A 12,403-nucleotide genomic window follows, 5' to 3' on the forward strand; every position below is an offset into this window, starting at 1 on the left:
CTCTAAAATCCCCGTTTCTCGCGGCCGCCCCGACACAGGCGGCCGCTTTCCCATCCTCCCCTTCACATTCACCCCCTCACAAGGAGCCAACATGTCCACCACCGAACAACGTGCGCGCATTGCCAGCGGCCAGGGTTTCATCGCCGCGCTGGATCAAAGCGGCGGCAGCACGCCCAAGGCGCTCAAGCTCTACGGCATTGAAGAATCGGCCTACGCCAGCGAAGCCGAAATGTTCGACCTGGTGCACCAAATGCGCCAGCGCATCGTCAGCAGCCCCGCGTTCGACCAGCGCGTGCTCGGCGCCATCCTGTTCGAGATGACGCTGGATCGCCCCTTCAACGGCAAGGACGCCGCCCAATACCTCTGGCAAGACAAGGGCGTCGTGCCCTTCCTGAAAATCGACAAGGGCCTGCAAGACGAAGCCGATGGCGTGCAATTGATGAAGCCCATCCCCGGCCTGGACGAGCTGCTCGCGCGCGCCAAAGCCAAGGGCGTGTTCGGCACCAAAGAGCGCTCGGTCATCAAAGCCAACAACCCCGCTGGCATCGCCGCCGTGCTGGATCAGCAATTCGAGCTGGCCCGCCAGGTGCTGGCCGCGGGTCTGGTGCCCATCATCGAGCCGGAAGTGGACATCAAAGCCGCCGACAAACAAGCCATTGAAGTCGAACTGAAAAAGGGTCTGATCGAGCGCCTGAACACCATCGACGCCAGCACCCCCGTCATGCTCAAGCTCACCCTGCCGACGGTGGACGGCTTCTTCGACGAACTCGTGGCCCACCCCAGCGTGCTCAAAGTCGTGGCCCTCTCGGGCGGCTACACGCGCGCCGACGCCAACACCAAGCTGGCGCACAACAAGGGCGTGATCGCCAGCTTCAGCCGCGCCCTCACCGAAGGCCTGAGCGCGCAACAAAGCGACGAGCAATTCAACCAGGCGCTGGATGCCTCCATCGAATCCATCTACCGCGCCTCTATCGCCTAAACAGCGCCTCAACAGCGCCCAGACAGCGCCTCAACGCCGCCCGCCAACGCGCGCGGCCCCACAACGCAACGCCCCGCAAGCCTGGCCGCCAGGCTTGCGGGGCGTTTTTTACAAAATCCAATCAAAGGAAAACTGAAATCAACACCATCATGCCGAAATAGGGTGATTTTTTATCCTATTGATTTGTAATATTCAACCTATTCCAACACAATCGCCAATGCCGCCTGCCCGACCGACAGCCACAGCGCATCACCCACAAAGTGGATATCACGCACATTGGGCAGGCGGTATGTCGCGGGCGCTTGCAGATAATCGTCGGCCACGGCGGGGATCGCCTCGCCGCCCAGCACCCGCACCGCGCTGGCCACTGAATTGGCCGCTGAACTGGCCGCGCCATCAATGCGGTAAACGGACGACCATTTGCCCTCCAGCGCATCGTCGCGCACCGCCAGCATCAGCGCCGCATCCTGACCATCGGCCTTGACGGCCATGCTCACGTGCGGATTGCCATAACCCTCGATCCGGAAATCCCGCCGTTGCCCGCTGTGCAACTGGTGCCAGGCATAAGCGCCCGGCGGGCCTTGTGTGACCAGGTGCACACGCCCTTGGGCGTCCACATCCAGATCCAGCGCCACATCGCCCGCGGCCATGCTGGCAACGTGCAGGGTGCGCACGTCCAATTGACCATCGATCGTGCGCACCCGCCCCTTGTCGACAAAATAATGCAGGCCATCGCCACCCGTTACCACACTGTGCGGCGCATAAAAACGGGCCTGGCTGATAGGGCCATCCACCGCATCGAAAACAATGGGCTGATCCGGCCCGACGCCTTCAGGCATGTTTCTCCAACGCGCCGCCCACCACTGATTGGGCTCCCATGGAGAACGACTCCAAGGATAAAAATAAAGACTGGGGCCGTAATAGGAATACCTGCGGTAGCTCGCGGCATAACCGGGCTCAAACCTGTAACCCCTATCCGCATTGGTATCCATCACGGTCAAGACATAAAGCCCCGCAGGACTCCAGAACAAACCCGAGCCCCGGCTTTTCGCAGCGTGAATCTCCGGATCCACCAACTGCAAGCCTCGCTCGATAAACTGATATACAAGACCGACGCGATCCATTCGGTCCACACCCCAGGTAACGTAAGACCCAAGCCTAAAACAATATTCCGCCCCAGGGTCCTCCAGAAAGTAAACAGAACCACCAAACGTGTAAAAACGTTCCAGCGCGTGAAAGCGCATAGCATCCCAGTCGATCGTCTGATGGCGTGAAGGGCGATTTTTCCATCCCGTTGGAATGCAAGGCTGCCCGGTCAATTCAGCCGACCCGGCCATCACCGTCAGCGCATGCTTGACCGGCTCGGGCAACGGCCGGGCAGGCTTGGGAAGAGGCGCAATGATGGGAGGATTTGGCGGCGGCTCAGGCTCAGGCGCATCGTCACCACCGCCGCCACATCCAGCAATCAACAAGGCCAGGCTCAGGGGAATCAGTTTGGCTCGCATCATCTGCATTGCTCCACAATCAAAGGGTTTGCATCATCGGCCGCCGCGCCTTGCGCCGTCAAGGCGGGGCTTCTACCACCACACGCTGACCCCACCATGCCCTTGCACCTTCAAGCCCTGCCCGCCCTGAACGACAACTACATCTGGCTGCTGCACGACGGGCGCCGCGCGCTGGTGGTCGATCCCGGCGAAGCCGCGCCGGTGCAGGCGGCGCTGGCACAGGCGGGCTTGCAGCTTGACGCCATCTTCATCACCCACCACCACGGCGACCACACGGGGGGCGTGGCCGCGCTCAAGCAGGCCAGCGGCGCGCGCGTGATCGGCCCCGCGCATGAGCGCCAGCCGGTGGCGCATGTGGATGCGCCGCTGCACGCAGGCCAGCGCGTGCAGGCGCTGGGGCTGGATTGGCAGGCGCTGGATGTGCCCGGCCATACGGCGGGGCATCTCGCGTTTTTCACCGAAGCCGCCGCGCTGGCAGCAACGGGGGGACTGGCGGATCCAACAGATTGGCCGCTGCCCGGCGATGCCCTGCCGTCGCCCTCATCCTCGCCCTCCCCCATCCTGTTTTGCGGCGACACGCTGTTTTGCGCGGGCTGCGGGCGTTTGTTCGAAGGCACGGCCGCGCAAATGCTGGCCTCGCTCGACGCGCTGGCCGCCTTGCCCGATGCCACGCTGGTGTGCTGCGCGCATGAGTACACGCTGGGCAATATGGCCTTCGCCGCTGCGGTTGAGGCCGATAATGTGCAGTTGCAGCATGCTTGGCAGCAGGCCAAGCGGTTGCGCCAGCACATGCTGCCCACCTTGCCCTCGCGCCTGGCGCTGGAGCGGCAAATCAACCCTTTTTTGCGCAGCCGCACCCCCGCCGTGCGTGCGGCTTTGCACCATGCGCACAAGGCCCCCGAGCCTGCCCTGGCCGACGATGCGGCCTGGTTTGCTGCCTTGCGCGAATGGAAAAACCAGTTCTGAAACCATGCTCCGTACGACTTTGACCGATCCCCTGCGCTGGCTGATGGCCGTGGCCATTGGCGCTGTGATGGCAGGGTGCTCGACCCTGCCCTCCTCCTCGCCCGAATCTTCCGCCAACGCCTATGCCCCTGATGGCCGCGCGCTGGCGCCCATTGAGCCAGCCAGCATCTACAGCCTTGAAGTGCGCACCACCGCCCCCGCGCAAGACATCTGGGCGCGCATGCGCTCGGGCTTTGCCATGCCCGATTTGCACAGCCCGCTGGTGGGCGAGCGCGAGCGCTGGTACGCCAGCCGCCCCGATCTGATGCTGCGCATGACAGAGCGCTCGCGCAAATACCTGTTTCACATCGTTGAGGAGCTCGAGCGCCGCAACATGCCCACCGAGCTGGCGCTGCTGCCGTTTGTGGAAAGCGCCTACAACCCCAACGCCGTCTCCAGCGCCAAGGCGGCGGGCATGTGGCAATTCATGCCCGCCACCGGCATCGACTACTCGCTGGAGCAAAGCGCCTTCATCGACGACCGCCGCGACGTGCTCGAATCGACCCGCGCTGCGCTGGACTATCTGCAAAAACTGCACAACATGTTTGGCGACTGGCACCTGGCCCTGGCCGCCTACAACTGGGGCGAAGGCAGCGTGGGGCGCGCCCGCGCACGCAACCAAAACGCCGGGCTGCCCACCGGCTATCTGGACTTGCGCATGCCCGACGAAACACGCGGCTACGTGCCCAAGCTCCAGGCCATCAAAAACATCGTCAGCAACCCGCGCGCCTTCGGCGTGGAGCTGGCCGACATCGGCAACCACGCTTACTTCGACACCGCCACCATCGCGCGCGACATCGACGTCGCCCGCGCCGCGCAAATGGCCGGCATCAGCGAGGCGGACTTTCGCCTGCTCAACCCCGCGCACAAAGGCCCCGTCGTCTTTGCCGCCGTCACCCCCGAAATCCTGCTGCCCTGGGAGAGCGCCCAAACCTTTCGCAGCAACCTCGCCAACCACCGCGATGGCCGCCTGGCCAGTTGGACGGTGTGGACCGCCCCCCAACGCATGGCCCTGGCCGACGTGGCCCAGCGCATCGGCGCCGACGAGCAAGAGCTGCGCACGCTCAACGCCATCCCGCGCAACATGCTGATCGAGGGCGGCTCCGCCCTGCTCGTGCCGCGCACCTCCGCCGCCCTGGCCGACGCCGCCGCCGAAACCATCGCCAACGGCCGCCTCAAACTCACGCCCGAGCGCCGCGCCAGCGCCGACAGCCCCCGCCGCCTCACCGTCGCCGCCCGCAAAGGCGAAACCGTCGCCACGCTGGCCGCGCGCTACAAAGTCGCCAAAGCCGACCTGGCGCGCTGGAACAAAGTCGCCCCCAACGCCCGATTCAAACCCGGGCAAAAAGTCGTCGTGCTGCAAAGCGCGCGCAGCGCCAAAACCACCCCCGCCGCCGCCCAGGCCAGCAAAACCGCCACCCGCACCGCCAAAGCCGCTGCGCCAACGGCCAAGCAGGCCAAGCAGGGCCAACCAACCAAACAGGCCAAAGCCAGCGCCCAAACTGGCAAAACTGCCCGAACCGCCCAAGCTGGCAAAACCGTCAAAACGGCAGCCAAAACCCCCGGCAAAGCCACAAACAAGACCGCAGCAAAAACCCCAACCAAAGCCACCGCAGCCCACAAGCCCGCCACGTCGCAAAAAACCCGCGTCGCCACCGCCAACAGCCGCACGGCCAAGCAATAGCCTTTTGGATTTCCTTTATTTTACACATCAAAAAGCAAATAAAACATGCCATTTCGGCATGATTAGCATCAAATCGAATTTACTTTGATTTGAATGATAAGGCGATGGCCACCCCAGCCCGCTCGCCACCACGCCCCACGCCAAAGCCTTGCAGGCACGGCGCGGTTGTTTTCACTCTCCCCTTTACGCCCTTCCCAGCCATGAAAATCGCCATCCTTCCCGGTGACGGCATCGGAGCCGAAATCGTCGCAGAAGCCGTCAAAGTGCTCCAGGCCCTGGACTTGAAGCTCGAACTGGAAACCGCCCCCGTCGGCGGCGCCGCGTACGAAGCCAGCGGCCATCCCCTGCCCGAAGCCACACTCAAGCTCGCCAAAGAAGCCGACGCCATCCTCTTTGGCGCCGTGGGCGACTGGAAATACGACAAACTCGAACGCCACCTGCGCCCCGAGCAAGCCATCCTGGGCCTGCGCAAAGAGCTGGGCCTGTTTGCCAACTTCCGCCCCGCCATCTGCTACGAGCAGCTCACCCACGCCTCCAGCCTCAAGCCCGAGCTGGTCGCCGGGCTGGACATCCTCATCATCCGCGAACTCACCGGCGACATCTACTTCGGCCAGCCGCGCGGACGCCGCACCGCCGTCGATGGCCACTTCCCCGGAGCCGAAGAAGCCTTTGACACCATGCGCTACTCGCGCCCCGAGATCGAGCGCATCGCCCACGTCGCCTTCCAGGCCGCGCAAAAACGCAAAGCCGCAGGCAAACCCGGCCTGGTCACCAGCGTGGACAAAGCCAACGTGCTGGAAACCTCCCAACTGTGGAAGGACGTGCTGATCGAAGTCCACCAGCAATACCCCGACATCGCGCTGGAGCACATGTACATCGACAACGCCGCCATGCAACTGGTCAAAGCGCCCAAAAAGCTCGATGTCGTCGTCACCGGCAACCTCTTTGGCGACATCCTCAGCGACGAAGCCGCCATGCTCACCGGCTCCATCGGCATGCTGCCCAGCGCCAGCCTGAACGAGAAAAAACAAGGCCTGTACGAACCCAGCCACGGCAGCGCGCCCGACATCGCCGGCCAAGGCATCGCCAACCCGCTGGCCACCATCCTCAGCGCCGCCATGATGCTGCGCTACTCCTTGGGCCAGGCCGAAGCGGCCGAGCGCATCGAAGCGGCCGTGCAAAAAGTCCTCGCCCAGGGCCTGCGCACCGCCGACATCTACAGCGAAGGCACGCAAAAAGTCGGCACCGCCGCCATGGGCGACGCCGTGCGCGCGGCGCTGTAAGCCCGGACAGGTGGCGGCACAACGCGACCTACGGCGCCGACTTTCGCGCCACAGCCTATGGCACCCCTGCTGCTCAAGGCCAGGCAGCGGGCCATGACGCGGATTTGGGCACTCTGCTTGCGTTGCAAAGCCTTACCCTTCCGCGTTTTGCTCCTTGCAGCCCAGTTGCATGCGTTCTACTCGCTCAATACGCCGCCCTTGCATCAAGGTGGCCACTGAATCTGCAAAGCGCCGCCAACGCCCTGCCCAACCACTCCCTCCCAACCGCCCGCCCCCATGCACCTGCTCAGCACCCGCCCCGGCGGTTTCGTGGAAGACGACAGCATCGTCACCTGCCTGGATCAAACCCCTGCCGATGTGGTGGTGCTCAGCAGCGCCGACACCACGCTGGCGCTGCTGGCCGCCGCGCAAGGCGCGCTGTTGCAGGCCGATGCGGCCTTTCCCTCGCTGCGCCTGGCCAATGTGCTGCATTTGCGGCAAAACGCCTCGTTCGACCGCTATGCCGATGAGGTGCTGCGCCATGCGCGGGTGGTGATCGTCGATCACCTGGGCTCGGAATCGGCCTGGCCTTACGGCATTGGGCAATTGGGCGCGCTGGCGCGGCTGCACGGGCAGGCGCTGGCGCTGTTTTCGGGCGATTTGACGGAAGACCCCGATCTGCTGGCGCGCGGCACGCTGCCGGTAGCTACGGCGCGGCGGCTGTGGCAGTACCTGCGCGCGGGCGGCGCGGGCAATGCGCGGGCGTTCTTGCAGGCCGTGGCCTTTCATGGCCTGGGCCACGGGCGCGAGCCGCCGCCGCCGCGCCCCATGCCGCAGGTGGCGTTGCATGCGCCGCCTGCATGGCTGGCTGCGGCGCAAGCCGCACAAGCCGCGCAAGAGGTAGCCGAGGCCGACGGGGCGGCAACGCCCGCCGCCGCAACGGTTATCGCGACGACCGCGCCCGATGATCGCGCCGCGCTGCTAGCGCACTGGCACGCGGGCGCGCCGGTGGTGGCGCTGGTGTTCTACCGCTCGCACCTGCTGGCGGGCAACACGGCGGCGTTTGACGATCTGGCGCTGGCGCTGCACGCGCAGGGGCTGAACCCGCTGCCGCTGGCGCTGGATTCGCTCAAAGACTCGCTGTGCCTGGCGGCGCTGCGCCAGTTGTGCGCCGAGCACGCGGTGCAACTGGTGCTCAACACCACGGCGTTTGCCGCGCTGGGTCACGGCGAGGCGGGCGCGGCCTTCGAGCCGCTGGCGGGCGATGCGCCGGTGCTGCAAGTCATCGTCAGCGGCGGCAACCGCGACGACTGGCTGCAAGACAGCCAGGGCCTGCGCCCGCGCGACATCGCCATGCAGGTGGTGCTGCCGGAGGTGGACGGGCGCGTCATCACCCGCGCCATCAGCTTCAAGGCCGGCACGCGGCGCTGCCCGCACACGCAGGTGGATTTGGTGCATTACCAGAGCGAGCCGGACCGCATCGCCTTTGTGGCCGAGCTGGCCGCGCGCTGGTGCCGCCTGCGTCGCCTGCCCGCGCCCGCCAAGCGCCTGGCCCTGGTGCTGGCCAACTACCCCGGCAGCGAAGCGCGCATTGGCAGCGGCGTGGGGCTGGACACGCCCGCCTCCATCATCGCCCTGCTGCGCCTGCTGCGCGATGAGGGCCATGACCTGGGTGACGCGGCCCGGCTGCCCGCCGACGGCGACGCGCTGATGCGCGCCCTCATCGCAGGCATCGCCAACGACCCGGCCCAGTGGCCGCTGCGCCCGGCTTTCCAAAGCTACGCGCTGGCCGATTACCACGCCCGCCTGGCCCAATTGCCGCCCGGCATGCTAGAGGCCATCACCGCCCGCTGGGGCGCGCCCGAGGCCGACCCGCTGCTGCGCCAGGGCCGCTTCATGATTGCGGGCCTGCGGCTGGGCAAGGTGTTCATCGGCATCCAGCCCGCGCGCACGCTGGACGCGGCCCTGGGCGGCGCGGCCGACTACGCCAGCTACCACGACGCCGACCTCGTGCCCCCGCACAGCTACCTGGCCTTTTACTTCTGGCTGCGCGACGTGTTTGGCGTGGACGCCATCGCCCACGTGGGCAAGCACGGCAACCTGGAATGGCTGCCCGGCAAAAGCCTGGCGCTGTCTGCCGCCTGCTGGCCGGACGCCATCCTGGGCCCGCTGCCGCACCTGTACCCCTTCATCGTCAACGACCCCGGCGAAGGCGCGCAGGCCAAGCGGCGCGCGCAGGCCGTCATCATCGACCACCTCATGCCCCCGCTCACCCGGGCCGAAAACCACGGCCCCATGCAGGAGCTGGAGCGCCTGGTGGACGAGTATTACGAAGCCCTGCTGGTCGATCTGCGCCGCGCCGCCTTGCTGCGCCAGCACATCCTGGCCCTGGCGCGCCAGCAGCGCCTGGCCGAGGAACTCGGCCTGCCTGAAGCGGCCGCCACCAGCCCCGCCAACGCGCCCGACGCCAGCGCCGCCGAAGAAGCCCTGCTCACCCGCATCGACGCCTACCTGTGCGAGCTGAAGGAAACCCAGATCCGCGACGGCCTGCACGTCTTCGGCCAATCGCCCCAAGGCCGCCAGCGCCGCGACACCCTGCTGGCCCTGGCCCGCTACGCCAGCGGTGATAGTGACGGTGGCGACATTGACGGCGCGCGTGCACACGGCAGCGCCCAGCAGTCCGAGGGCCTGCTCGCCGCCCTGGCCGCCGATTTGCTGGGCGAGGGCTTCGACCCCTTCCACGACGACCCTGCCCAGCCCTGGCACGGCCCGCGCCCCGCCGCGCTGCAAGCCGTCAGCAGCGAAGCCTGGCGCCACCACGGCCACACGCGCGAGCGGCTGGAGCTGCTGGCCGCCGGGCTGCTGGAGGCGGTCATGCCGGATGGCGGGGAGAGCGCCCGCCTTCCCTCCCCCCCTGCCGAGCAACCAGACGCCACCACCCCGCCCCCCGGCCCCCGCACCCGCGCCGCCCTGGAGCGCATCGCCCGCGTGCTCGCCCCCCGGCTGGACGCCTGCGGCCCGCAGGAGCTGGCGGCCTTCAGCGCCGCGCTGCAAGGGCGCTTCGTGCAGCCCGGCCCCAGCGGCTCACCCTCGCGCGGGCGGCCTGATGTGCTGCCCACGGGGCGCAACTTCTACACCGTCGACACCCGCGCCATCCCCACCCGCACCGCCTGGGCGTTGGGCGAAAAAGCCGCACAGCGCCTGATCGAGCGCCACCTGCAAGAACACGGCGACTACCCTCGCGCCGTGGGCCTGAGCGTCTGGGGTACCGCCACCATGCGCACCGGCGGCGACGACATCGCCCAGGCCCTGGCCCTGATCGGCGTGCGCCCCAAATGGGCGCCCGGCAGCCAGCGCGTGGTGGACTTCGAAGTCATCCCCCGCGTCGGCCTGCACCGCCCGCGCGTGGACGTCACCCTGCGCATCTCCGGCCTGTTCCGCGACGCCTTTCCCGCCACCGTGCAACTGTTTGACGCCGCCGTGCAAGCCGTGGCCGAGCAAGACGGCGAGGACGAAGCCGACAACCCCATCCGCGCCCGCATCCTGCAAGACAGCGCCGCCCTGCAAGCCAGCGGCCTGGGCGCACAGCAAGCGCGCCAGCAAGCCGGCTGGCGCATCTTCGGCGCCGCGCCCGGCCACTACGGCAGCGGGCTGGACACCCTGCTGCAACACAACCAATGGGACAGCGATGCCGACCTGGCCCACGCCTGGCTGGCCCGCGGCCAGCACGCCTATGGCCAACACGACCACGGCAGCGACGCCAGCCAGATGCTGCCGCGCCGCCTGGCACAGCTCGACGTGGTGCTGCAAAACCAGGACAGCCGCGAGCACGACCTGCTCGACAGCGGCGACTACTGGCAATTCCAGGGCGGCATGGCCGCTGCCGTGCGACACCTCTCGGGCCGCCAGCCCGCCCTCTACCACGGCGACCACGGCAACCCCGCGCAGCCGCGTGTGCGCGCGCTGCGCGAGGAAATCGCCCGCATCGTGCGCGCCCGCGTCACCAACCCCAAGTGGATCGAAGGCGCCATGCGCCACGGCTACAAAGGCGCGTTTGAAATGGCCGCCACCGTGGACTATTTGTTCGGCTTCGACGCCACCTGCCGCGTCGTCGGCGACCACCAATACGCCCTGGTGGCCGACGCCTACGCCTTTAACGACGCCACCCGCGCCTTCCTGCAAGCGCACAACCCCCAGGCCCTGGCCGACATCCTCGCCCGCCTGCGCGAAGCCATCGCCCGCGGCCTGTGGCAGCAGCCCGGCGACTACGCCGCTCGGCTCCATGCGCTGGCCCTGGCGCATGACGAGCGCATGGAGGGCGGCGGGCGCTGAGCGCCTGCGCAAAAACTTGACATCAGCCAACCTCGCCCCCAACCGCTATGCACGCTATCCCCAGCTTGCAGACGAACTTTGACAGCTTCTAAACTGCCCCCGCATCCAACATCTAACAGGAGGCCCCTATGCCTATTCGCTCTCTCGCTGCATCCCTTCGTCACCCGCTGGGTCTGCTGCCCCTCAGCGCTTTACTGTGCTGCGCCCTGACCGCTTGCGGCGGCGGCGATGGCAAACCAGCCCCCAATGCCACCCAGGCCCTCACCGCCGATACCACCTACGGCACGCAAGGCCAGGTCACACTGCTGCTGAGCGCGCCCGGGGAGCCCAAAGCCGGCATTTCCGCCGCCCAACTGCAACCCGATGGCAAGCTGCTGCTGGCCGGCTGGCGCGAGCTGCCACCGCCCATGGATCAGGGCGCAGGCAGCCCATTCAACCGCCTACCCATGCAAGCCGTCGTCTGGCGCCTGCATGCCGATGGCTCGCTCGACACCAGCTTTGGCAACGGCGGCCACATCGCCCTGCATCTGCGAAGCCACACCACCATGACGCACCTGCGCTGGACGGCCGACGGCATCCTGCTCGCCCTCACCCTCGCCGAACCATGCACCCCCGTCGCCCTGGGCTTTTGCATAGATGCCACGGGCACCCCGACCTACCCCCAAGCCGCCTTGGTGCGTTTGAAGGCCGATGGCACGCTCGATACCGGCTTTGGCAGCGCAGGCATCGCCTCCGTGCCCTACGGCTGGCCCAGCGCCCTGGCCGTGCAGCCCGATGGGCGCATCCTGTGGCTGAACTCCGCCTCCCACCCGCGCGGCGGCATCTGGCGCTGGAACCTGCAACGCTACACCCCCAGCGGAGCAGTGGACGCCAGTTTCAACCAAGGCCAGCCCCGAGCCTCCCAATGCGAGAGCAACGCGGCCGCCCTGGCGCTGCTGCCCGATGGGCGCATCCTCGCGGGCGGCGACCTCAGAGCCCACTTTGCCCTCCCCACCCGCGCCGCTGGCGTCTGCCTGGAAGCCCTACTCCCCGACGGGCAGCGCGACCCCAGCTTTGCCAACGGCCAGCCGCTGTGGCTGCACGCCGGCGCCAACACCGACTTGCAGACCCTGGACGTCAACCGCGATGGCCACATCACCCTCACCACCCGGCTGCTGGACGGCGCGCAAACCTGCTCCTTCGGCATCAGCCGCCTAACGGCCAACGGCGCACTGGACAAATCCTTTGGCGATGGCGGCGCCACCCGCCTGCCCATGACGAGCAAAGCCACGGGCAAAGACCACTTCTGCGCGCTGGATGCGACCCTGCACACCGCCGATGGCCACACCGTCCTGGCAGGCCGGCGCTGGGCGCAAGGCCACACGCCTGACGCCAGCGTCTGGGCGCGCCTGACACCCGAAGGCCAGCCCGACGGCACCTTCGCCCCCGCAGGCATGCACACCTCGCCCGGCTTCGCCCCGCGATACCTGCTGCAAGAAACCAGCGGGCGCTGGCTGGCCATCCGCACCCACCTCGGCGCCGATGGCAGCGTGCAAGCGCACATCACCCGCTTGCAGGGAGAGGCGGGCTAAATCCCCCCACGCGCTGCATTGGCCTTGCACCGGTGCAGCGCGGGCGGGAAAAACGTTTCCTGAAC

The 12,403-nt window shown here is 67.2% G+C and carries 7 protein-coding genes; 6 read left to right on the forward strand and 1 reads right to left on the reverse strand.

Annotated elements, in window-relative coordinates; translation table 11 throughout:
- Positions 1-91 precede the first annotated feature (91 nt).
- Positions 92-979 (forward strand): fructose bisphosphate aldolase, encoded by an 888-nt coding sequence (locus EBQ26_RS05160; protein ID WP_122237955.1) that lies wholly within the window; start codon positions 92-94, stop codon positions 977-979.
- 197 nt (positions 980-1,176) lie between these two features.
- Here the strand turns inward: EBQ26_RS05160 and EBQ26_RS12590 are convergent, their stop codons facing one another.
- The gene (locus EBQ26_RS12590; RefSeq protein WP_147474000.1) at positions 1,177-2,487 is read right to left on the reverse strand and encodes a hypothetical protein; all 1,311 of its coding nucleotides are present in this window, start codon (positions 2,485-2,487) and stop codon (positions 1,177-1,179) included.
- Between the two features lie 99 nt (positions 2,488-2,586).
- Between EBQ26_RS12590 and gloB the strand changes: the two genes are divergently transcribed.
- The 5 genes from gloB to EBQ26_RS05190 all read left to right on the forward strand — a co-directional run bounded on the left by gloB (position 2,587) and on the right by EBQ26_RS05190 (position 12,338).
- Positions 2,587-3,450 (forward strand): hydroxyacylglutathione hydrolase, encoded by an 864-nt coding sequence (gloB, locus tag EBQ26_RS05170; protein WP_122238043.1) that lies wholly within the window; start codon positions 2,587-2,589, stop codon positions 3,448-3,450.
- A gap of 4 nt (positions 3,451-3,454) precedes the next feature.
- The gene (locus EBQ26_RS05175) at positions 3,455-5,173 is read left to right on the forward strand and encodes a transglycosylase SLT domain-containing protein (RefSeq protein ID WP_122237957.1); all 1,719 of its coding nucleotides are present in this window, start codon (positions 3,455-3,457) and stop codon (positions 5,171-5,173) included.
- 200 nt (positions 5,174-5,373) lie between these two features.
- A complete protein-coding gene (gene leuB, locus EBQ26_RS05180) occupies positions 5,374-6,456 on the forward strand; it encodes a 3-isopropylmalate dehydrogenase (RefSeq protein ID WP_122237958.1) in 1,083 nt (360 codons plus the stop codon).
- 276 nt (positions 6,457-6,732) lie between these two features.
- Positions 6,733-10,767, forward strand: a complete 4,035-nt coding sequence (gene cobN / locus EBQ26_RS05185) for a cobaltochelatase subunit CobN (protein WP_122237959.1) — start codon at positions 6,733-6,735, stop codon at positions 10,765-10,767.
- A 128-nt stretch (positions 10,768-10,895) separates the two neighbouring features.
- On the forward strand, positions 10,896-12,338 hold the full coding sequence (locus tag EBQ26_RS05190) for a hypothetical protein (RefSeq protein ID WP_122237960.1): 1,443 nt from the start codon (positions 10,896-10,898) through the stop codon (positions 12,336-12,338).
- The last annotated feature ends 65 nt before the right edge of the window (positions 12,339-12,403 follow it).

The organism is Allofranklinella schreckenbergeri, assembly GCF_003703475.1.
In the GTDB taxonomy this organism is placed as follows: Bacteria; Pseudomonadota; Gammaproteobacteria; order Burkholderiales; family Burkholderiaceae_C; genus Lampropedia; species Lampropedia schreckenbergeri.